Source organism: Terrihalobacillus insolitus, from assembly GCF_028416575.1.
GTDB lineage: Bacteria > Bacillota > Bacilli > Bacillales > Amphibacillaceae > Terrihalobacillus > Terrihalobacillus insolitus.
Genome location: NZ_JAMQKB010000028.1, coordinates 1 through 21,863, shown reverse-complemented (window position 1 = coordinate 21,863; position 21,863 = coordinate 1). Strand labels below are relative to the sequence as shown.

Genomic DNA, 21,863 nt, shown 5'->3' with positions numbered 1-21,863 from the left:
TGCTTGGTCAGTAATTTGAAAGAATGGTGGGTAAAGCCGATGGGTTACCCACTTTTTTTCTGTACATTTTTAGTCCGAATTTTTCCAAAATTAGTTCCTCTTAAAAAGTAAGTTTCTCCATGTAAACGTATCTTTAGCCACAGGCTCCTTTTCACCTTCATGCACGATGCCTCTCCATTTTTTCCTGCTTATTTCTCACTGGGCAATTTGCGCAATATCCGATTCCTTCCACATCTTTTTCTAACTTTTGATATAAGCAACACGTTTTTCTGCTTGGATTCAGGCTAAGTTCTTCTCCTATTTTCAAATAATTTTTAATTGGATTCTCCTTTAAACCAAATAAGTCTCCCCCAGCCTTTTTGAGGAAATAAAAATCACTGTACAAACTTTCCATTTGTCGATGGTTCAACTTATTTTTCATTAATTTCCTATAGGTTGAATTGATTCGAACAGCGACGTTTTCCCATAATATTGTTGACGGAACTCGTGATGTTTTTTGCAACATTCCTATAAACGGTGTAATATGACCTGCAAAAAGGTCACCAAGTACATTTTCACGCCATTGTTCCCTATCCGCAATTTGGGCTTCACTCCAACTACACTTAGCAGCTTGAATACACAATTTGCGTTCTTTACTCAATGTACATGCTCCCATTGGTAATGTAAGGACACTATCAAATTTAATCATGCTATACAAAGTGGAAGATACGACAAGATAGGCATATCTTTTTGAAAGCATGGATGCAGTTACTCGTAAATTCGGTGCCTTTATCTCCATCATTTGATTGTGAAGAAACGCTTTACATTTATCTTTGTTTCGTAACTCTGCTATCGTGCATTCTTTAGATATGTCATATTCTACATGTATATCGAATTTTTTCATTTCATCCATAGCAATATTGTGCATCTTGATCATCCTCATAATGAATCCTACATATTTCGATTTCTATATGAGTCAATTTCATAATTGCTCTTTTTAAAAATAAACAGACCTGCAGAATTTTTAAAATGCATTTTTTAAAAATTTTCTTAAGCAGCTTGTTGCTGGTTTAACAGTACGTTGATACGATCTGCAGCCAATTTTGAAGCATTATAAATAAGCGTTACGATGTCAAAGTGAACCTTTGCGCGTTTTCCAGTACGATATCGAACATTGTTGAGTTGAAAGAATTCCTTGAGATAGGCATTCACACGTTCGACGGCAGAGCGACGTTTGAACAGCGTTTTCCAAGTCTTCGAGCCACGAGCTGGTGCGGTATACCTCCTAAGATCCGTTGTTATTTTTACTTTATAAACTTTTTGACAGATGCCTTCGTTAGCTAGCGGACAATCACTGCATTCTCTTGGTCTTGTATATTTCAACGTTTCGTATTTCGCATCAAAACTATCATAGCGATAGGAATGCTCTCAAAAACAAGTCGGGGCAAAGTGTTTATCGAAGCCAATTGACTCACTTTCATTTTTCTTATTGTAAGCAATGACAGATTGTTGTCCCATTCGATACACTTGTTCATAAATTGGATCGTAGTCATAGCCGGCATCCATTGTCTGATAGCGCAAAGATGGAAGGGCAAGTGCATCAACGCCCTTCAACAATGGGATTGCCGCCTTCCCGTCATTTAAACTGCCTGACGAAAAAAAGGATTGCAGAATGTATTGGCTGGATGTACCAACAGCTAAGTGCCCTTTGTAGCCGTACCAGAAAACATTTTTTCCTTCGCTGTTCTTCTTCACACCCCATTTTGGGTCTTGAGGAACGTCAGCACGTAATTCGTCTAAAGGTACATCCAATTGCGCTTCTATTTTCTTTTCGAAAATGGGAAGATTCGCTTCTTTTTCAGCCTGTTCGATAAGCCACTGTTCTCGCTCGTCCTTGGGTTTACGCCCACGTTTGTTGGGCTCAGCTTTTGACTTTTCTTCCTTTGGTGGTGCCTGATCACGTGCTTCAAAATGGGTTGCGTCAATGGCGACAGTGTCATCCATAACAAAGTCTTCAGCGATTGCTTGAAGCACCACTTTCTCTTGGACTTTCTCTAAAACGTTCGATTCACTTAGTTTCGTTAAAAGTCTTGAGTAGGCAGCTTCAGATGGAGTCTTGTCAGACACAAGAAACCCACAATTTAGTTTGAAAACAAAATCATCATTCAGACGTTTAATTAGGTCTTTGATTGTTGGAATGCGTTCTACGTAACGGATAAAAACAGAAATAATCATCGCTGCGTAATTAAGGTCTACAGGTGCACCAAACCGGGATTTTTTGTTTACTTCGGGATAAATCGTATCCAAATCTATCGCTGAAATAATCGATTCATAACGATGGGTAGGTTCCATCTCGTATAATTCTTGGATGCCAAATAGGCTTTCTTGTCGTATAATGGTCATAGGGAGTACTCCTCCAGTCTTTTTTTGGTTGTCATTCAACTACCATTATACAAGATTTGGGGAGGTACTTCCTTTTTTGTGCCTCAAACCCGTTGGGGCGCAAGGGCTAAGAATTATGAAATTCACTCATGTAGGAAAATGAACCAACTATTCATTAGTTACTCCTCTCTGAGCAAGCCTGATTCAAGCCATTGTTTTATATTTTAGAGGTTGTTCACCAAATGATAAACGGTGCATCTCTTCGTTGGCATGTTTCTAATTCGGCGACTTTTTGAACACACACTTTAAGAAACTAAAATGGGTTTCTTTATTCTTTGTACTCATAGGACATCATTTTTGACTCCTTTTCATACTCCTCAAAGATTTGGTAATAATACCAATAGGATCAGATGATTAGGAGGAAAATATATGTTTCGAACAAAAGCTGGTGACGCCATGATGGAGCTGTTAATTGAGTGGGGTGTCGATCACATATACGGAATGCCAGGAGATTCAATAAATACGTTAATTGAATCGATACGTAAAAAGAAAGATGACATTCATTTTGTTCAAGTCAGACATGAAGAAGCAGGCGCTTTGGCTGCTGCTTCCTATGCTAAACTAACTGGTAAACTTGGTGTTTGTATGGGGATTGCAGGTCCAGGTGCTATCCATTTATTAAATGGGCTCTATGATGCAAAGCTAGATAATGCTCCAGTTTTAGCAATTGCAGGTCAAGTGGAGACAGATTTAATAGGGTCGGACTTTTTCCAAGAGGTAGATCTAACGAATCTGTTTAAAGATGTTGCGGTTTATCGCCAAACGGTGATGTCAGCAGAACAACTTCCTACTGTTGTAAACCAGGCGATCCGAGCAGCCTATGATAAAAAGGGCGTGTCTGTTCTCATTATCCCTGATGATATTCCTAAATTTGAGATTGAGCGAGGCGCCCGTAAAACAAGTTCTTTTTTTGTTCAATCCGAATGTCTGCCACAGCAAAAAGATGTACTACAGGCTGAGACAATTTTAAATCATGCTGAAAAACCAATTATTCTAGCAGGTAAAGGAGCCAAAGGTGCATCTGAATCTCTTATTACTTTCGCCGAAAAATTAAAAGCACCAATTGTGCTTACTCTTCCTGGCAAAGGAATTGTGCCAGATGATCATCCTTATTGTTTAGGTGGGTTAGGTCTACTTGGAACAAAGCCTGCCACTTTTGCCATGGAAGAAGCAGATACGTTAATTATGGTTGGTACGTCTTTCCCGTTCACTGGATTTCTGCCAGATACAGCGAAAACGATTCATATTGATAATGATCCATCTCAAATTGGCAAACGTTACCTTGTAGATGTCGGTTTAGCTGGTGATTCTGAACTAACACTCAACCAATTAACTAAATTAATAAATGTCTCTAATGATGGAACTTTTCTTCAAAAGTATCAGGAAGAAATGAAAGATTGGTGGAGCAAATTAGAAGAGGAAGAATTAGATGATTCCGTCCCAATTAAGCCGCAACGTGTGATTGGCGCTCTCCAACAGATTGCAGATGATGATGCCATCCTTTCCGTAGATGTTGGAAATGTGACAGTATGGATGGCACGACATTTCAAAATGACCAATCAAAAGCTTGTCATTTCAAGTTGGCTAGCAACATTAGGGTGTGGTTTGCCTGGTGCTATCGCAGGCAGAATAGCCTATCCTGAGAAACAAGTATTTGCCATTTGTGGAGATGGTGGATTTCAAATGATGATGAATGATTTTGTAACAGCAGTCAAATATGATCTCCCACTAGTCGTGATCGTTTTTAATAACCATAAGATTGCTATGATTAAATTTGAGCAAGAAGTAATGGGAAATGCAGAATTCGGTACCAATTTACAAAACCCAAGCTTTGCTCGTTATGCAGACATTTGTGGAGGTATTGGTTATAGAGTAGAGCAGCCCGAAGAAATCGCTTCAACACTTGAAAAAGCACTCGCTCAAAAAAAGCCATGTATTGTAGATGTAGTAGTCGATGCAAATGAAGCCCCATTGCCCGCAAAAGTAACGTTTGGACAGGCCACAGGCTACGCACGTCACATGTTAAAGGAATTGTTTCAAGAAGGAGAAATCCATAAACCACCGTTCTAATCGCTGGGAACCGAAAATTATCATTGCCATTAAAAAACGGGATCACGTACCAATTATACGTGTCCCTGTTTTTTATAAACATCTACATATTGCGTATGTGTTAATCCGTTTCGTTAGAGTTTAATTTACTAGTTGAATGCTCTCGCTTTTTCTCTTGTGATTTACTTTTTCCTGACAGGAACCATCCTCCAACTGCAATCGCTACTAAAACCCCCCAGAAGGTGAGTTTCCATTCCGCACTTTTAGCAAAATTCTCTGACAGAATTGCCACATCTGGGTGTGCTAACGTGTATACCGCTAGCTTCACTCCTACCCAAAAGACAATCGCATATGCTGTCGTTTCAAGACCAGATCGTTCATTCAACAACTTGACAAAAATACCAGCAGCATAACGTATTAACACTAATCCTGCAATCCCTGCAATGATAACAACAAGAAACTGCGCTCCATCCATACCACCAATTGAAGGAAGTGCCGTTTCTGGTAAAGCGATAGCAATTGCAACAGCGGCAAGAATCGAATCAACTGCAAACGCCACATCTGCCAATCCAATTTGAAATACGGTTGCTCCAAATCCACGGTTGACAGGTTCTTTATCCTTTTTTAACTCTGATTTAGAGGAATATTTTTTAACAATATGTTTCATACCTAAATACATGAGATAAGCTGCACCAATCGCTTGAATCTGCCATACGTTTACAAGTAAGGAAACCGTAAATAAGGCCGCAAAGCGGAAAACAAATGCGCCCCAAATTCCATAAGACAGTGCCTTTTTCTGTTGATCTTCTGGCAAATGCTTCGCCATTACTGCTAAAACAAGGGCGTTATCAGCTGACAACAGACCCTCAAGACCGATTAATATAAGTAAAGCCCAACCATATTCTAATAAAATTGCCGAATCCATCTGTTATTCTCTCCTTTATATATATAGTTAGCACACCAAAAAAAATGAAGGCTATCCACACATGTCACCATGGTAAAAAGCCTTCTTAAATACAAAAAGCAAGACCTTTACCATAGTTGGCAAAGGTCTTGCTAACAACGTTGTAGGTTGCCAAAAAAGCCGAGGGTATCAGTTGAGCAGTTTGAACACTCTCTTTTGTTCAAACATGCCAGACTGTACGCTGTAATGACGACTTTTTTTGTAAAAGCTACTCCCCTTTGAATTACCTTCATTATAACAAGTTTAGGACAAAATATCAAGCCGAACACATGCAAATTTTTATCATCCTTAACGGAAAAGGAAATACACAAAACAAACGCTAGTAAAACTAATGAACTTACTGTCAACATGGAAAATATTTCTATACTCATACCACTACTAGGTACCTGCACATTTTTATATATAGGGGACAATCACATTATCAAATTCCTTTTTATTGACTACTATATAGTAACTCCTGATTAAAGGAGTTAAGCAAACAGGTAAAGGAAGGAAGCAAGAAAGGAGTGACCTAAATGAGTTTTGCAGGTGGTTTCCCACAAGGCGGTCAAAATGGATTTATCTTGCTTGTGGTATTGTTCGTACTACTTGTAATAGTCGGCAACAACTATCCAATGGGCCAAGGCTTCGGCGGAGGTTACTAAAACATCAAGTCGATCTTTCGTATACGAATATACCAGATTCCTTCATCGACCCACATTCGCACATCCGGATGTGGGTCGAATTTTCGAGGGACATAGGGACAGGTTACTTGTCCCACTTTTATGGGCTAATCGGACAAGTTTTCTGTCCTACAATGGGAATTAGTCGACCAACAGACGTAATGAAGTTTTGACGCCTTGAATGCGTCCTCATAGCCCTAAGTAAATCTATTTTATACAGTACCTCATCATTAAACTGCATAGCATTAAAGAGATGTTGTATAATGAAGTAGAAAAGCAAAGTAGCATGATAACAGGTGGCCTTATTTTAAAAAATAAAGGGGGCTAGAAAATGGCATTACCACAAGAAAACAATTCTATAACTTATGCTGAATATTTAAAACTAGATGAAGACATCCAATATGAGGTTATTGATGGTCAAATTTTTAATATGTCACCATCACCTAGTGTAAAACATCAAGCTATTGCTATGGAGATTTCTACAGAGTTCAACATATATTTAAGAAGTAAATCATGCAGAGTTCTTGCTGAAATTGATGTTTGCCTTTGTGGAGAAAAAGATAACTCCAAAGTGAAAGAATGGGTTAATCCAGACATCGTAATTGTATGTGACAAAAATAAAATAAACAAAAACCGCATTGCAGGTGCACCAGATCTAATTGTTGAAATATTATCAAAATCTACTGCAAAAACAGACAGAATGATTAAGTTCAATCGATATCAAAGAGCTGGCGTAAAGGAATATTGGATTGTTGACCCTGCACACGAAACAATCGACGTATATATATTAGAAAGTGAATTTTATAAACATGACGGCACGTATGCGAATGATGAAGTCATTGAAGTAAATATTTTTGATGATTTAACTGTAAACCTAAAAAATATTTTCAGAGAAGAAATTGATCCACTATACTAAAATTCGTGTGGGACATGGGACAGGTACTTCCTTGTCCCACAATCGCAATTATCGAATACGATCAATCACTCTCTTGAATATTCTACAAAAGTGCGGTAACTATATTGACACAAACACCGTCCCCGTCACCACTCCGTCTGTGGAACATTCCTTTATAAAAAAATCCCAGGCGGTGATAGGCACCTAACGATAAATGACGGTGCTGTACACTTGTGCTGGTGCTTTTGGTTCGAGATAGGCCTTTGCGCTATTTGCAGCGGTAAGTCCTTCAGTATAGCCAGAGGCGATTAACATTGTTTTTCCTGGGTACGATGTGGCATCACCAGCTGCGAATATCCCTTTTATGTTCGTAGCCATATGATGATCAACAACTACTTTATTAGATTCGGTCTTTAAATCCCAGCTATCAAATGGCGCTGGATTCATCTTTAGCCCATTATAGACAAGCAAATGATCTACTTCAATTGACTCTTCCGTTTGATGATTAGATTTTGTTATCACTTTTTCCAACCAACCATTTTCACCGTGAAGATGTGCTATATGACTGTCTAGTGTCACAGTAACAGAAGACTCGTATAGACGGTGAAGCTCAAGGTCTGTAGCGTGCTGAAAAGTTTTTTTACTATTTACAAGATAGACTTTTTCAGCAATATCCTCTAATGTAAGCGCCCATTCAATGCCAACTCTATTATTGGAAGAAACCATCACACGCTTCCCAGAAAATTGCTCTAGGTTGCTTATCGTATAATGCAGACTTTTTTGTTCATATAATGCACAATCTTCAAGCTTAAATTTAACTGGATCAAATCTTCCTGTACCAGTTGCCACGATAACTGTTTTGGCTTGATGCACAATTCCTTCTGTTGAGACGAGTGAAAATAGAGCATCTTCATTTTTTGTTATCGTTTCGATCCATTGATTGTGAATGATGGTTGGTTGATTTTTGGAAGCCTGTTCTTCCATTTGGTGAACTAAATCATCTCCAGTGATTTGAGGAATCCCGCCAATATCATAGATAAGTTTCTCCGGAAGAAATTGTCTAACCTTGCCACCAAGCTGAGACCCGGATTCGATTAGCTTTGTTGTCATACCACGCATTCCACAATAAAAAGCAGTAAACAGCCCCGTAGTACCCCCACCAATGATCATAACATCATAAACCTTATGATTCTCTACCATATTAATCTCCCTCTTAAATTTGTCGTATATTAGCTTAGCTCTTCATTAACAAATAAATAAAATAACTGCCCCCGATAAGTGACACGACAAGCCCAACTGGTATTTCTGATGGTGACAAAATATTCCGTCCAATCGTGTCTGACAGTAGCAGTAACAACGCCCCCATTAAAGCAGTAATAGGGAGAAACAACCAATGATTGGCTCCGATTAATTTTTTTGATAGATGTGGTGTAACGAGCCCAACAAAGGCAATTCCACCACCTACGGATACACTTGAACCGGCCAGCGCAACAGCAATCAAAAGCAGAAATAATCGATGTCGTTCCACATGTGTTCCGAGTCCTTTAGCAATGTTATCTCCTAATTGTAATGTGTTTAAAACGCTTGATTGATACATCGCTAATGGTATAAGGATCAAGACCCACGGCAAAAGCGCAAGGACATATGTCCAATCGGTTCCAGAAATATCTCCTGAAAGCCACACAGTCGCTCGGGTAAAATCATTCGGTTCCATTTTTAACTGGAACATGATAATTAAGGCTGCAAAAGCACTGTTGATTCCAATTCCCACTAAAATCAGCCGAATCGGTGTGACCCCGTTTTTCCATGAAATCACATAGATCATGAATGCAGCAATCATTGCACCAGTCAAAGCAGCGAGTGGCAAAAGAAACACAGAGTCAGAGGCAGCGCTTTGAAACAAATACATATATAAAACAACGGCAAAACCTGCCCCAGCATTAATTCCGATAATACTAGGGTCGGCTAAATCATTATGGGTAATGCTTTGTAAAATTGCGCCAGATATAGCCATAGCTGCTCCAATGAGAATCGCTAACACGATGCGAGGCAGACGAAAATAGAAAAGCACCATACTGTTATTTTCATTTCCTTGACCGAGTAACGTTTTAACAACTTCGATTGGTGATATTGGAACAACACCTAGATTCAGATTTAGTAAAAATGTCCCAATAATGGAAATAACCAAAATAACTGCAACGATCCATGTCTTGTTCGTTGCACTTGTCCATATTTTCATTACATCGTTCTCCCTTCACGCCGCGCTAAATAGAGAAAGAAAGGGACACCTACTAAAGCTGTTATCGTTCCTACTGGTGTTTCAAATGGCGGATTAACCATCCGAGATACTGTGTCTGCAATCACTAATAATAGAGCGCCTAGGACAGCGGAACAAGGAACAATCCATCGATAATCAACCCCAATAAGAAACCGAGTAATATGAGGTATAACCAACCCAATGAAGCCAATCGTACCAGATACCGACACAGCAGCACCTGTCAGTAATAAGACAACCAATATGCCTAATAACTTTATGATAATAGTCCGCTGACCTAATCCTTTTGCTAAATCTTCCCCTAAGTTTAATACGGTAATCGAGTTAGCGAGGAATAAAGCAATAACAAAACCAATTAGGGCTACAGGTGCAAGTAATTGTACATGGATCCATTGGACACCAGAAACACCACCTGCGTACCAAAAACTTAAATCCTTTGCTACATTAAAACGGATGGTAATAGCAGATGATAAAGAGCTTAGTAAGGCCGTAACAGCTGTACCAGCAAGGGCGAGCTTTACAGGGGTTAAACCAGTTTTTGACAGGGAACCTATAACGAATACGATGGCAACACCAATACCTGCGCCGCTAAATGCCCAAAGCATCATAATAAAGTTAGATGCTTCTGGCATGACTACAAGGGCTACAGCCATCATAAAAGTAGATCCAGCTGTCACACCCATAATCGATGGAGAAGCGAGAGGATTACGTGTCATCCCTTGCATGAGTGCACCGGACATTGCGAGACTTGCACCAATTAAAGCGGCAGCTAGTGCTCTAGGTATGCGAAGCCCTCTTATAATTTGATGTGATGTAGAATTAGGGTCAAAATTATTGATACTTTGCCAAATCGTAAAAAAATCAATATTAGCAGCACCATATAAAATCGATATTCCAATAGCGAGAACGAGAATAACGAATCCTCCAAATAAAATAACCGCCGCTAGTATTGGTCTCGATTGTTTCGTATATAAAGGCTTGATCGTTTGCTTCTTCATTAATTTATTTTCTCCTCATAATAGTGATGATTGAGAATAATTATCATTATATTACAATTACACAATCCTAGCAATCTTTACTTGGACGAGAAAAAATTCTATTGCATATGATAATGATAATTGTTATCATTTATTTTGTGTAGAAAAATAAAAGGAGAAAATTCAATATGAAAAATAATCGTACGTTATATTTGTTCATAAGTATGTTGGCACTTGTCATTCTATTAGCAGCGTGTGGAAATACCGAGTCAGAAAATGATGATCAGCAAAACGAAGAACCATCTGCTGAAAGTGATAATGGAGACACATCCGGTGGCGATGAAGCTGAATCGAAGTCGGAAAATTCGGAGCGAACGTTGACAGATGCTTTAGGTAATGAGGTTACAGTTCCAGCAGAGCCTAAGCGAGTTATTGCATCCTACCTAGAAGACTATTTAGTTGCATTAGGAATTACCCCTGTCGCGCAATGGTCTGTTGGTGACGGAGCAACTATTCAAGATTATTTGCAAGATTCCTTAGGGGATGTCCCAACAATTTCATACGACCTTCCTTTAGAGGCTGTAACGAGCTTTAATCCAGATTTAATTATTATGGATTCGGCTGGAATGGTCGAAGGAAATAAATACGATCAATACAACAGAATTGCTCCAACATATGTGATTGGATCTGAGCAAAATAATGATTGGCGCGACGAATTGTTAGAAATGGGTAAGATTTTTGATCAAGAGGAAAAAGCAAATCAGGTACTTGCTGATTATGAAAAAAAGGCAGCTGACGCAAAGGAACAAATCCAAGCTGCAATCGGTGATGAATCCGTAGCTGCATTATGGTTATTTAATAACACGTTCTATATTGTAAGTGAAACGTTATCTAGCGGGGATGTTCTATACAATGATTTGGGATTAACTACGCCAAATGTAGTGAAAGAGATCTCTGCAAATACGGAATCTAACTGGTCGGAGATTTCGCTAGAGAAACTAGCAGAATTAGATGCAGATTATATTTTCTTAATCAATAATGACAAAGGGAATGGCTCTGAAATGCTCCAAGACGACATTTGGAAAAACATCCCTGCAGTTAAAAAAGGGAACATCTACGAATATGAATCTACTTCTAGCTGGCTCTACACTGGACCAATCGCGAATTCACAGGTGATTGATAATATTTTAAGTGATTTAACAGAACAAGAAGATATGGGGACAGATTCCTTGGCAAAGGTTGCGTCAAGTGATCTGTCCCCAATTACTTTTTTATAGTAGCCCCACACAACAGAAAACCACCATTAGAAAGGGATTAGAATGGCTTCCATACTCCCCAAATCCTAGTGGGTCAGTATAAATTACTGGGATTTAGATACGATGTTTCCTTTCTACGAATCCGATTCCATCCACACTGTTTTTTCTTCAAATGGAGTTCTATGACGACTTATACTTTTAGTAGAATTATCTACATAGCCCAAATAGATAAATCCTAAAACTTCATCTTCCTCTGAAAGACCAAAAAGCTTTTTCATCAGAGGGTGGTAACAAGGTGCACCTGTCCTCCAAATAGCACCAAGTCCTAAGGAATGAACTGTTAACAGCATATTTTGAATTGCAGCATTGACAGCCCCAATTTCTTCAATTCGCTTCACTTTAGGATTACTAGATGGAATTGCTGCGCATGTAATAATTACTGGGGCTCGAAAAACCTTCTCTTCTTGTTTTCTTAGTATAATCTGGTTTTCATTACTTGTTGGATCCTCCATACTTTCCCTTGAAATTTCTGCTAAGGTCCTGCCTAGTGGTTTTCTCCCTTCCCCTGTCAGTACAAAAAATCTCCACGGTTCCGTATGAAAATGATTTGGCGCCCATGTTCCAGCTTCTAGAATTTTATTAATTAAGTTTTTATCAACTGGATCATCTTTCACTCTCCCGATACTTCTTCTACTTCTTATTGCATCAAAAACGTCCACCTTTATCCTCCTTCAGCAATATCGCACTTTATGAGACGGAAATAACTTTTGTCTTCTTTCTTCACACAAGCCAATTGGGACACACATTGGGGATCCCACTACAGGATCTTCACTAATGCGGTATTCTAATCCAAATACTTTTTTAATCATTTTTTCTGTAAAAATACCTATTGGAATTCCTTCTCTGGATATTTTTCCATTGGAGATACTAAGAACGAACTCTCTTTAGCAAGCTGAAACATCTGATTGGAAATTCCCTCCTACACGCTAATACCACTCAGTTCTTTTTCGTAAACAGGAATAGGGGTAGATCATTTGGGCCTTGCCACCCTTAGATACATTCTTAAACTTTCTTCCACGTTATCTATAACAAATTGGATAAATTCCTCAACATTATTGTCAACACTAGCTTTTTCTAAAGCTTTATAGTATTTTACTCGTTGTTCTAAATCTACTTTTATAATTGCTGGAGGATAGCCATTCTGCATTAATATTAAGTTCATTAAAAGTCTAGCTGTCCGACCATTACCATCGATAAAAGGGTGAATATAAACGAATTTAAAGTGAAATCTTGCTGCTAATTCTACTGGGTGCATAGTACCTTTATTTTTCGAATACCATAGAAATAAATCTTCCATTTGAGGCCCAATTAAATAAGGTTGTGGAGGGATATGCTGACTACCTTTTATATAAACGTCAATATTACGATATTTGCCTGCATTCGATACATCAATGTTTCTTAGAATGAGTCGATGGATATCCTTAAGTACATTTTCTGTTAGGTTGATTTCTTTTTTAACAAGATCTTCTACATAGTCTATTGCCTCAGCATGATTTATTGCCTCAAAATGTTCACGTAACGTAGTTCCTCCTATGGTGATCCCTTCTTCAAGAACAATTTTTGTCTCTACTAAGGAAAGAGTATTTCCTTCAATGGCATTTGAATGATAAGTCCATAATATTCGGATGGTTTCCCTTAAATTCTGGATAACATTTTTGGACAATGGTCTACGATCATCTAGTTCTTTTTTTAATTTTGTTATAACTTGATACAAATTAACGCCACCCCCTTAAACTTTATGCCAGTGCATTCTTATCGAAAATTATATCAAATACATTTTGCTTTGTCGTGTTTTCGTGAAAAATGAATTTAACGCAAACTTTACCGAGATGAAAAATCAGATAGTTCTTCTTCAGTCACCCATTTATGATTTTTAACTTCGTCTCCAGTTTCTGTATCTGAGTAACTTACCATATAGACAGTAGTATCTTCTACAGAATCAATGGTAGCCGTAGCCCCTTTCATTCCATCCATATGATCTGCTTCAAGGACAACTTCATCCCCTGGTTCATATGGCTGTTCTTCTGCATTTTTAATTTCCTCATGAATAACCCATTTGTGATTTTCCACTTTATCTCCACCAGTAGCTGGTGTATAGGTAACAGCATAGACAGTTGTATCGTAAACACCTTCAATAGTTGCTATAGCTCCATCCATACCTCCCATATGATTGGCATGTATTACTGCTTTGCCTCCTACTGTATATGTTGGATCATCGGCATCTGATAAATCATCTGGAACTTCACCTGAACTTGAGTGATTCATACTTGAAAGATCTGTTTCTTCCATGGAATCAGATTCTTCTTCAAGATGAGTTTCTTCATTCATTTCCGCGTTTTCGACTGAGTCATTTTCTGTATCAACGTTACTATCAGGCGTAGTCTCCCCATTACCGCCACAAGCTGCCAATACAACAACCAGCAATAAAGCTACAGTTCCTACCATCAATTTCTTTTTAAACACGATATGTAACCTCCATTTGTCACTTCTCAATTTTTCTAAAAGCTAATAGATTTCTTTAATTAGACGGATGACCATTCTTGGAAGAAATAACAGAATTCTCACCAATATTTCAAACAAGATAGAATCACGTATTTCAGCAAGAATACCTCTAACAATTCCGCCTCTTTTATTTTTGAATTTTTTCATCTTCTAGATCACCTGACTCTTGAATTTATTTTGATATTTGCTAAACACTGGTCAATGCAAAAGATAAGCCATTATAAATACGATGACGAATGGTTGAAATAACGAAAAATAAAAGTACCTCCAAATATTACGATTAGTGTAACTGCAAATTGAATAAAAAATAAGTTAATTTTCATAAAATCTCTCCAATATATATTTTCAAACTTTACTTTTCTTATAAAAATTTGATGCAATCATGGAACTCCCCACCACTTCAATAAAAGCGAACTTTCTTTTGTAAGTGGTGGGGAGTTCCATGATTAAGGATTTTATCTATATATTTAACATCCGAACATCCGAATATATCTGTATTTCTTTGCAGTTATGACCTAAATATTTACTTATATTCGTTAATGCAAAAATGATTGATTTCAATTCTCCGAATATGTTTTTATTTGCTACTTGATAGTTTGGATACACAAGCTGTTGTTTTACAATGATATTACCGTTACTTACATATGTACAAGCAACCGACATTAGCCCTTAGTAAAGGGGCAGGCACCACAAATGCGTTCGCCTACGGGTCTCTCAATTTTCCGCATCTCCTTCAGACCACACCCCACAGCATTGCCCTAGATTAAGCTTTCCGAGCTAGATCCGTCTCCTCGTGTATGGGTTTTCACCATCTGGAAATTCTGCTTCTCTCTTTCATCCAGTCGTTACACCGATGTGTCGTCTCTGTCCCGATAAGAAACAGAAAAGGCACTTAAGCAAAGCGCCTTGTGCAACTGCCCGTCGCACAAAAGCTAGTCATTGAAATGACTAGCTTTTGTTGAAGAGAATGTTGGTATTTACCTTAAATTCTTTAAATAGCTTGGAGACAACAACTTCTCCTAGGTTAACCAGATTGAATTGAATTTCTAAATCTTCATCCAAGAAATAAATCATTATGTGATTTTCCATTGGGTCTACAATCCAGTATTCCTTAACACCGTAATTCATATATAAATTCAGTTTTGTAATCATATCATGCGATTTATTCGAAGAGCTCAATATTTCAATGATAAAGTCAGGAGCTCCAATGTATTCATTTTCAGTGAAGTTATCTTGATTGCAAACGACAAATAGATCAGGGATAACCCTCTTTTTTTCATCTTTACTTTCGTTGTTAAAGATGACATCAGTAAGTGCTGTAAATGCTTTACATTTACTTTCCTTCAACAAATTATATAACTCACCGTGCAAGTAAGATGATATTTCTTGATGTTTGATGCTTGGAGATGGAGACATATATATCACTCCATCAATAAATTCTAACCTTTTATCTGTTTTTTTTCGTTCAGATTCAAATTCTTCATAGGTGCTACATCTTTCATTTAATAAACTCAAGAGCAATCACCACCCTAAGTCAATTATATTCGAACTTTAACCAAAAAGATATAATCATACACGGATTTTCAGCATTTGATTAAAATTCCCCTTTTATAGTAAATGCTATAACCCTTATTCAATTTACCCATTTAACGATTAAAGGGGTTCATCTGCTTTATTACAAAAACATCCGTTTGTTTAATGGGATTTATTGGATTTATTCCTGTTTTTTATATAAATTCAGACCTAATCTAATTAAAACTATTATAAAAGTTATAGTAAATAAATAACCGATTGTATCCCAATCTAATTTTCCATCTCGAATTATATTCACAACCATAGTCCCTACAAATACGCCTGCAATACCTGAAAGCAATGTTTTCAATCTTTTAACCAAATTATCTCCCCCATTTTCTTGTTAACCTCCCCTACATCTTTAGCCAAAAAGGTTTCTGGTGTTGGATAATCCCCATCCCATTTTCCTGCCGCACTACAACCTACTAATACAAATGAACTCTTTGTAATTTCCTTAAAATCAATATTCTCTTTTCCTTTCATCTACTTATTCCCCTACTAAAACAAAGATATTTTTATCAGGTGCTTGCATTACAGCTACATGATCACCTAATGAATTAGGAAATGGAGTGCGAATCCACTCAACTTCAGGATTGGACTTTAATGATTGGTAAATCTCCCAAATATTTTTAACTACAATTTCAGTTTCAGCAAAATTCAAATCAAGGTTATTCTTTAATACTAACTCAGAATTACCATCAGGAAATCTCATCCCAATTAGTGTCCAACGTTTTTCTTCGTCTTGAAATTTTTTCCAAGCTTTTTTTAACCTAACGATTGGTAAAAATTTACCGACTTTTTATTGTCTTCCGTGTAAACTGTAACACATTCGATTCTTTTCCACATAGACTATTCAACCTCTCTTTAAGAACATACATTCCGACATATAGTGAATTAAATTTATCCAAATAGTCAAGATAAGTATTTGGTGTTTATTAAATAGATTTTATAATCATTTTTCTTAAACTAAACCTGCTTCGTTAACACAAGAAGCGACTGCCTTTTTGAACAATAATTAAAAAGCCTAAGGGTATCTTTTGACGAAGCAAGTTTTCATTCGAATGAAAATGGTAAAGCCTGTTGTCTTTCAGCTGTAGATGTTGAGCCAATGTTTATGAAAACCCTATTTTCTCATCGAATTCCCGAAAGATGAATTCGCCTGTATCAGAGGAAAGAGAACCTCCGTTATTTGACAATTTAATCTGATAATTGAAATCAAGCGTTAATTGCTGTAAAGTAGCCATTATAAGAATCCTTTCTGTTGGTTATTTGTTTGCGCATTTTAACCTTACCAGAAATGGATTCTTTTTTCACTTTTTAAATGCACTACGTTTTAACAAAAAGCTTATGAGATGGGTGATGGTAGCCTATCGTTGATTTTCTATGAATAATTCAGGTTCACCTGTATTTTTTAGGTAATTATACATTCTTTCATTAATTTTTAAATCGCAAGGTAATGTACCTTCCCCATCAGAATAGTACAGAACTTCTTTATCTTGATACCAAGGAAAAGCAATAGCTAAGTCTTCTGGCAACTGAATTGGTCGTAACCACAATCCATTATCTTTAAGTATTTTCATATTATTCTCCTAAATACAGTTTTTCCACCAACCAACGTTGTATAGATAAACTGCTTCACTAACTTGTCAAAAAGACTTTTCCTATATTCTTCTTAGAAGATTCAGCAATACCAACAGCTTCATTTATCTGCAACAAATCGTACTGAGAATCTTTCATCATTAGAGTTAATTTTCTTTCATTGATTAGTGTAATCAAATGTTCAAATGTCTTTTGCCAAGTTTGTACAGATACTTGGCGATTCCAATGCCGTAAATGAAACAGTTTTACATTTACTTTTGTCTTTTGTGAAATTGATTTCCAGTCTATAGGCGTCCCTGATAAGAGACCAATAGTGAGAAAATTACCGTCATGTCGAACGCAAAAAGCTAATTCTGTTCCATCTACACCTCCTACAGAATCAATAGCAGAGGTTGCACCACATCCATTTGTTAATTCCATTACAGAACTATGCAATGATGTTTCAGATGTATTGACCACATAAGAAGCACCCAATTCAATTAACTCATTTGTATAATTATCATTTCTCATTACAGCAATCATCTGAAAACCGAGAATTATAGATAATTGAGCCTACTAATAGAAGAGCCACCCGCATTAACGATTAAAGTGTCACCAGGCTTTAGTTTTAAGACATCTGTACAAACAACCCATGCAGTGATTGGATTTATGTATAATTGTGATGCAACAAAATCATCAATGGAGACAGGAATTGGAATTGCTAATTCCGCAGAAGTTTTAACAAACTCCTGCCAAGTACCTTCTCCCCTTAACGGTAAAACACGCCTTCCTATTAATTGCCTTGAAACATCTTCCCCCGCATCCTCAACAATCCCAACCCCCTCATAACCAGGAACAGTCGGCAAAGAAATCCTATGAGAATATGCTCCCCTAATCGGAATTAAATCAGACGGATTAATCGGGCGAACCTTCATGCGGACAAGGACTTCTCCTTTTAATGGCGGTTGAATGTTTCTTTTTTCAATCTTTAATACGCTTTTAGGGATACCAAATTCGTAAAACTTAACACTTTTCGCTTCCAAAATAGAGAATCTCCTTATAATAAAATTTGTTTAATTGTATCTTCTTTGGGCCACCAGTCGCTTCATTAAGAATTACTCTTTATAATCCCACTTGACTTCAATTTCCTTATTAAAGTTAGCGTCATCAAAAATAATAACAGAGATTGGTGTATAAAACGCATCAGTTCCTTCATTTAAACTTACCAGCTTAGCATTTATCGTAATAACATTTTCACTTTCAGTTACATCCCCAATTTCAAGATGATAACCACCATTACTTTGTTCTCCTCCTAAAATAATGACATATGTTTTATCCCCTTTTAACCTGGTATCAAACCATTTGTCTTTTTGTCCAATTGGTAATTCTTCACGAAAACTATACCAAGGGTATAAGTCTACATTTCTCTCAATATCTTCATAGACTTCAAAATCCATACTCGAAGTTTCTTCATTTTTTACAGATGTATCTTCTTCCTTTTTTTCATTTACACTACACCCGAACAGAACTGTACTTAATAAAAGCAATGTTGCCACCAAGAAAATTTTCATTTTAGTCCACTCCCATAAAGTCATCTATCTATTTAGACGAATTGTTTTTCTGTGAGTTTCATGGTGAATTTTTGGATTGTTGTTAAATGATCTACTTAATTAACTGCTCACTTTAGCGGTACCACTAAGTTTGAATAGTCGTTTTTTAGATCATTGATTTTCGTTCAGGTATTCCAGCATTAGATCTTTTCCTAAGAAAACAATGGGAGCAACTAGCTAAACGTGTAAGTATTGAAACGGACTATTAGCTAGTTGGCTATGATTCACCAGAAGGACAAGAAGATATTGTATAAATATTTAATTTTATAAATAATTATACATTAGCGTGTTGTGAAATTAAAGAACACTATTTAGCTTTCCTGCCCTTTAGGTTAACAAGAAAAAAGCGCTGCAACAGTAACTCCTCTTAAAATCATTAATTGATCGGGTTAATATGTTAAGATGAATACGATAAGTTAACTAATTACTAATTTAAGTTAACATTTATCTTAATCTGTCGAACTGGGGGAAGAATTATGTATGATTTGCGAGGTCATCACCTTTTTTGCCTTCTAGGTTACCGAGGAATGGGCTACTCCCAAGAATACGTAGAAAATATGACGCGTTTGCATCAAACCTTGAGAGACAACCCAAAGACGTTGATTCAGCTTGTAAAGGGCCCTGATCAGTTGTGTGAAAAGTACCCTAACTTAGGTGAATACCACTGCCAAAACAACACTATCTATGAAAGAGATGCCGCTATTTTAGAGAAAATGGAACTTAACATTGGACAAATTCTAACTTGGAAGGACATTGAATCCCGAATCCGAAAGCATGTCACCTCCTTAGATATCAGAATCGTCTGTGAAACTTGTTCCTGGCGTTCTTACGGTGTTTGTGAAGAAGGTATTCAAGAGATTCTTGAAGGGAAGGGCTTAAGGGAAGTTAAATAAGTCCTTCCCCTTTTATTAAGGGTCCCGTTTCTGTGAGGTACAATTAAAAATCCGTACTATAATGAACCCATAGGGTTGGACACATAAAATGAAAAATTAAGATAAACTACAACTATGAGTAAAAAAAGAAAGAAGTACAACCCAGAAGAGAAGGCTATTTCAGAGGGAGCAGTTGTAAAGTTAAAGTTTTCTCGTAAACTTCCTGTATTTTCACGCTTCAAAGCGCTTATAACAGAACTTGTCGCGCGCACTCCGTTAGTTAAACAACTTCATCTTCATCCTTTAATCTTTTAACTTCTTTTTCTAAATAATCAAGTCGTTTGTGGATTCTATAAAACATTGGTAAATAAGCAACCATTATAATAAGTAACCAACCCATTTAACACACTCCTTAACATTTTCAAAATCTCGCTTTTTCCACTATCCTGCCTTTACTTGAATAAGCAAACAGCGACTTATCGTTGTTCCAGTAAAACACCCCGTTTGGAAATAAGGCTTAACGTAATTCTAATTTTGTCCATTCCTCTTCAGGAATATCTCTATGTTTATAATCAACAACCTTAATATCGCTGCCACTTATTCGAAATGTTATTGTTTCCTCACCATACGGAGGATTGTGAGCACCTTCAACAGTTTGGACTTGAACGGTTAATAGAAAAGCATTTTCCCTTTCATCTTTTTCAATTTGAAGGACTTTTTCCAAGCCCCTATACCAGAGTTTATATTCACCATAATAATTGTGAATAGCTTCACTTATTGGGTCTAATAACCGTTCGATTAATACCTCTTTTAGATGTGTTTTAGATACTGGTATTCTGTTAATTTTCTTTCGTTGGACATCTATTATTTCCCAAAGACCACTCGGCTGTTTTTCAACTTTATAAAGTACATTTGTCCCATCCTTTTTCCAAAGATGAACATAACCCTTGTTCCCTTTAATATAGAGTCTAGGTTCATCAATCCACTCTTGCTCTCGTTCAATAATTCCGAAGTATAATTGAGCTAGTGAAGTTATTTTATAACCAAGTTGATTAAATGAACCAAAAGAATGTAGTTCATACCCTGATAGGTCTATATTAAATTCCTTGTCTATATTATTATCTGGTTTGTCTGCTTGCACTGTTAAGGACAACAATAAAATACTTATGAAACTAATGATAATAACAGTAGTTAATTTTCTCATTACTTCACCTCAACTATATAATTGCACAGTTTGGATGATTTATTAGTTTATTCAACAATCTAGCCCTTATATGCAGCATATAGTTGAACAAACCACTTGGTAATATTTTAGGGTATTCGGATTATCGTGTGGAAATATAATGATGTTTTTCTAATCATAAATCGGAAAATCGTGTGGAATTACCTTCTTTTGAAGTTCACAAATTGAACTACCCACCACTTACAAAAGAAAGTTCACTTTTGTTGAAGTGGGGGATTCTAATGAAATAGACATACACGGTTTATGTTGTGTATGACCGTATCCCGTTCAACTAGGATACGGTTTTTCCACTTTTCAGCTTGGACAAACTTTTTTGCTCTAAATCTGTGAGAGCACCTAAAGCAAAGATTTCGTTTGTGGTACGAAACTTGTCTAAGTCAAAAAGATCTGATTGGTAGAATGCATGTGCACGTGTCCCTTTCAGCAATTTCATTACATACTTCCACTGCGCCCAGTGATGCGCACCTAATATCTTCTCTGGTATTAGTGCACGCAACACTGGTGGAAGCTTTTCTTTGAAACCCATTGCTCGTCTTGCGATAACCATACTTGCTGCTTCATGAATCGAGATTCCGAAGCGTTTCATATATTTTATTTTGCCAATTTGACTGGTGTAGGCTGGATTCACTTCAAAGACTGCTATCCCCACTTTTTCAGCTCTCGCCTTAATGGCTGTTGTCATTTTGTTGTAAGCAAACATAGAGAGACGGAGGTTCGCTTTTTTATTGCCATAAGGATGAGATGCTTTTGAAGTGGTTGTATCTAGCTTTTCCATGGCAATTGGTTTCTTCAACTTTTCAGCAACGTTTACTAATTGAATGGCTTCTGCTTCGATTATTTTTGTAATTTGACCAGAAGTTTTGCCGAAAATGTTAAATGTTTGAGCCCAAGAGGAAACAAGTTGTCCCTTCCCATTTATATTGGAAA

At 37.0% G+C, this 21,863-nt stretch carries 21 protein-coding genes and 4 pseudogenes; 5 read left to right on the top strand and 20 right to left on the bottom strand.

Going from position 1 to position 21,863, the window contains the following annotated elements; translation table 11 throughout:
- Positions 1-157: 157 nt before the first annotated feature.
- Together NC797_RS16320 and NC797_RS16315 are read right to left on the bottom strand one after the other, a co-directional pair.
- Positions 158-907: an IucA/IucC family C-terminal-domain containing protein gene (locus NC797_RS16320; protein WP_272437881.1), complete on the bottom strand. Its 750-nt coding sequence runs from the start codon at positions 905-907 to the stop codon at positions 158-160.
- A 122-nt stretch (positions 908-1,029) separates the two neighbouring features.
- Positions 1,030-2,382 (bottom strand): annotated as a pseudogene (locus NC797_RS16315) (IS1182 family transposase).
- A gap of 408 nt (positions 2,383-2,790) precedes the next feature.
- Here NC797_RS16315 and NC797_RS16310 point away from each other — a divergent pair.
- Positions 2,791-4,491 (top strand): pyruvate oxidase, encoded by a 1,701-nt coding sequence (locus NC797_RS16310; RefSeq protein WP_272437880.1) that lies wholly within the window; start codon positions 2,791-2,793, stop codon positions 4,489-4,491.
- Between the two features lie 100 nt (positions 4,492-4,591).
- Here NC797_RS16310 and NC797_RS16305 read toward each other — a convergent pair whose 3' ends face one another.
- Positions 4,592-5,395 (bottom strand): TerC family protein, encoded by an 804-nt coding sequence (locus NC797_RS16305; protein WP_272437879.1) that lies wholly within the window; start codon positions 5,393-5,395, stop codon positions 4,592-4,594.
- Between the two features lie 554 nt (positions 5,396-5,949).
- Between NC797_RS16305 and NC797_RS16300 the strand changes: the two genes are divergently transcribed.
- Together NC797_RS16300 and NC797_RS16295 are read left to right on the top strand one after the other, a co-directional pair.
- Positions 5,950-6,078, top strand: coding sequence for a YjcZ family sporulation protein (locus NC797_RS16300; RefSeq protein WP_272437878.1), 129 nt, complete (start codon positions 5,950-5,952; stop codon positions 6,076-6,078).
- A gap of 349 nt (positions 6,079-6,427) precedes the next feature.
- Positions 6,428-7,012, top strand: coding sequence for a Uma2 family endonuclease (locus NC797_RS16295; protein WP_272437877.1), 585 nt, complete (start codon positions 6,428-6,430; stop codon positions 7,010-7,012).
- Positions 7,013-7,195: 183 nt separating this feature from the next.
- Here NC797_RS16295 and NC797_RS16290 read toward each other — a convergent pair whose 3' ends face one another.
- Genes NC797_RS16290 through NC797_RS16280 form a run of 3 tightly spaced genes read right to left on the bottom strand, consistent with a single transcriptional unit; the run spans position 7,196 to position 10,264 of the window.
- Entirely contained in the window at positions 7,196-8,191 is a 996-nt protein-coding gene (locus NC797_RS16290; RefSeq protein ID WP_272437876.1) for an NAD(P)/FAD-dependent oxidoreductase, read from the bottom strand.
- A gap of 34 nt (positions 8,192-8,225) precedes the next feature.
- Entirely contained in the window at positions 8,226-9,230 is a 1,005-nt protein-coding gene (locus tag NC797_RS16285; protein WP_272437875.1) for a FecCD family ABC transporter permease, read from the bottom strand.
- Complete coding sequence (locus tag NC797_RS16280) at positions 9,230-10,264, bottom strand: FecCD family ABC transporter permease (RefSeq protein WP_272437874.1); 1,035 nt, start codon at positions 10,262-10,264, stop codon at positions 9,230-9,232. Before NC797_RS16280 ends, NC797_RS16285 begins: the two co-directional genes overlap by 1 nt.
- Positions 10,265-10,431: 167 nt before the next feature.
- On the opposite strand from NC797_RS16280, the gene NC797_RS16275 reads away from it, so the two are divergent.
- Positions 10,432-11,520 (top strand): iron-hydroxamate ABC transporter substrate-binding protein, encoded by a 1,089-nt coding sequence (locus NC797_RS16275; RefSeq protein WP_272437873.1) that lies wholly within the window; start codon positions 10,432-10,434, stop codon positions 11,518-11,520.
- A 113-nt stretch (positions 11,521-11,633) separates the two neighbouring features.
- On the opposite strand, the gene NC797_RS16270 is transcribed toward NC797_RS16275, so the two are convergent.
- The 12 genes and pseudogenes from NC797_RS16270 to NC797_RS16215 form a co-directional block, all read right to left on the bottom strand.
- The gene (locus tag NC797_RS16270; protein WP_272437872.1) at positions 11,634-12,218 is read right to left on the bottom strand and encodes a nitroreductase family protein; all 585 of its coding nucleotides are present in this window, start codon (positions 12,216-12,218) and stop codon (positions 11,634-11,636) included.
- A 311-nt stretch (positions 12,219-12,529) separates the two neighbouring features.
- Entirely contained in the window at positions 12,530-13,273 is a 744-nt protein-coding gene (locus tag NC797_RS16265) for a Fic family protein (RefSeq protein ID WP_272437871.1), read from the bottom strand.
- A gap of 107 nt (positions 13,274-13,380) precedes the next feature.
- Positions 13,381-14,004 (bottom strand): YdhK family protein, encoded by a 624-nt coding sequence (locus NC797_RS16260; protein WP_417168720.1) that lies wholly within the window; start codon positions 14,002-14,004, stop codon positions 13,381-13,383.
- Between the two features lie 60 nt (positions 14,005-14,064).
- Positions 14,065-14,208: a hypothetical protein gene (locus tag NC797_RS16255; protein ID WP_272437869.1), complete on the bottom strand. Its 144-nt coding sequence runs from the start codon at positions 14,206-14,208 to the stop codon at positions 14,065-14,067.
- An 801-nt stretch (positions 14,209-15,009) separates the two neighbouring features.
- The gene (locus tag NC797_RS16250; RefSeq protein ID WP_272437868.1) at positions 15,010-15,576 is read right to left on the bottom strand and encodes a Uma2 family endonuclease; all 567 of its coding nucleotides are present in this window, start codon (positions 15,574-15,576) and stop codon (positions 15,010-15,012) included.
- 199 nt (positions 15,577-15,775) lie between these two features.
- Entirely contained in the window at positions 15,776-15,955 is a 180-nt protein-coding gene (locus tag NC797_RS16245) for a hypothetical protein (RefSeq protein WP_272437867.1), read from the bottom strand.
- Positions 15,940-16,116 carry a hypothetical protein gene (locus tag NC797_RS16240; RefSeq protein ID WP_272437866.1) on the bottom strand — a complete coding sequence of 59 codons (177 nt, stop codon included), beginning with the start codon at positions 16,114-16,116 and terminating at the stop codon, positions 15,940-15,942. Before NC797_RS16240 ends, NC797_RS16245 begins: the two co-directional genes overlap by 16 nt.
- A gap of 4 nt (positions 16,117-16,120) precedes the next feature.
- Positions 16,121-16,479: pseudogene (locus NC797_RS16235) on the bottom strand (VOC family protein).
- A 185-nt stretch (positions 16,480-16,664) separates the two neighbouring features.
- Positions 16,665-16,877: pseudogene (locus NC797_RS16230) on the bottom strand (transposase); the annotation flags it as partial.
- Positions 16,878-17,000: 123 nt separating this feature from the next.
- Positions 17,001-17,213: a hypothetical protein gene (locus NC797_RS16225; RefSeq protein WP_272437865.1), complete on the bottom strand. Its 213-nt coding sequence runs from the start codon at positions 17,211-17,213 to the stop codon at positions 17,001-17,003.
- A 58-nt stretch (positions 17,214-17,271) separates the two neighbouring features.
- Positions 17,272-18,254: pseudogene (locus NC797_RS16220) on the bottom strand (zinc-dependent alcohol dehydrogenase family protein).
- Positions 18,255-18,326: 72 nt separating this feature from the next.
- Complete coding sequence (locus NC797_RS16215; protein ID WP_272437864.1) at positions 18,327-18,782, bottom strand: protease complex subunit PrcB family protein; 456 nt, start codon at positions 18,780-18,782, stop codon at positions 18,327-18,329.
- A gap of 515 nt (positions 18,783-19,297) precedes the next feature.
- On the opposite strand from NC797_RS16215, the gene NC797_RS16210 reads away from it, so the two are divergent.
- Complete coding sequence (locus tag NC797_RS16210) at positions 19,298-19,714, top strand: DUF1284 domain-containing protein (protein WP_272437863.1); 417 nt, start codon at positions 19,298-19,300, stop codon at positions 19,712-19,714.
- A 496-nt stretch (positions 19,715-20,210) separates the two neighbouring features.
- On the opposite strand, the gene NC797_RS16205 is transcribed toward NC797_RS16210, so the two are convergent.
- Both NC797_RS16205 and NC797_RS16200 read right to left on the bottom strand, forming a co-directional pair.
- Positions 20,211-20,897: a DUF3888 domain-containing protein gene (locus NC797_RS16205; protein WP_272437862.1), complete on the bottom strand. Its 687-nt coding sequence runs from the start codon at positions 20,895-20,897 to the stop codon at positions 20,211-20,213.
- Positions 20,898-21,207: 310 nt separating this feature from the next.
- The coding region (locus NC797_RS16200) for an IS200/IS605 family accessory protein TnpB-related protein (protein ID WP_272437861.1) at positions 21,208-21,863 on the bottom strand (656 nt) is incomplete at its 5' end.

Coding starts and splice junctions, on each gene's coding strand:
- NC797_RS16225 (WP_272437865.1), bottom strand. CDS start 17,213: ATGAAAATACTTAAAGATAATGGATTGTGGTTACGACCAATTCAGTTG.
- NC797_RS16305 (WP_272437879.1), bottom strand. CDS start 5,395: ATGGATTCGGCAATTTTATTAGAATATGGTTGGGCTTTACTTATATTA.
- NC797_RS16280 (WP_272437874.1), bottom strand. CDS start 10,264: ATGAAGAAGCAAACGATCAAGCCTTTATATACGAAACAATCGAGACCA.
- NC797_RS16240 (WP_272437866.1), bottom strand. CDS start 16,116: ATGAAAGGAAAAGAGAATATTGATTTTAAGGAAATTACAAAGAGTTCA.
- NC797_RS16310 (WP_272437880.1), top strand. CDS start 2,791: ATGTTTCGAACAAAAGCTGGTGACGCCATGATGGAGCTGTTAATTGAG.
- NC797_RS16275 (WP_272437873.1), top strand. CDS start 10,432: ATGAAAAATAATCGTACGTTATATTTGTTCATAAGTATGTTGGCACTT.
- NC797_RS16210 (WP_272437863.1), top strand. CDS start 19,298: ATGTATGATTTGCGAGGTCATCACCTTTTTTGCCTTCTAGGTTACCGA.
- NC797_RS16320 (WP_272437881.1), bottom strand. CDS start 907: ATGCACAATATTGCTATGGATGAAATGAAAAAATTCGATATACATGTA.
- NC797_RS16215 (WP_272437864.1), bottom strand. CDS start 18,782: ATGAAAATTTTCTTGGTGGCAACATTGCTTTTATTAAGTACAGTTCTG.
- NC797_RS16290 (WP_272437876.1), bottom strand. CDS start 8,191: ATGGTAGAGAATCATAAGGTTTATGATGTTATGATCATTGGTGGGGGT.
- NC797_RS16295 (WP_272437877.1), top strand. CDS start 6,428: ATGGCATTACCACAAGAAAACAATTCTATAACTTATGCTGAATATTTA.
- NC797_RS16260 (WP_417168720.1), bottom strand. CDS start 14,004: ATGGTAGGAACTGTAGCTTTATTGCTGGTTGTTGTATTGGCAGCTTGT.
- NC797_RS16285 (WP_272437875.1), bottom strand. CDS start 9,230: ATGAAAATATGGACAAGTGCAACGAACAAGACATGGATCGTTGCAGTT.
- NC797_RS16205 (WP_272437862.1), bottom strand. CDS start 20,897: ATGAGAAAATTAACTACTGTTATTATCATTAGTTTCATAAGTATTTTA.
- NC797_RS16255 (WP_272437869.1), bottom strand. CDS start 14,208: ATGAAAAAATTCAAAAATAAAAGAGGCGGAATTGTTAGAGGTATTCTT.
- NC797_RS16300 (WP_272437878.1), top strand. CDS start 5,950: ATGAGTTTTGCAGGTGGTTTCCCACAAGGCGGTCAAAATGGATTTATC.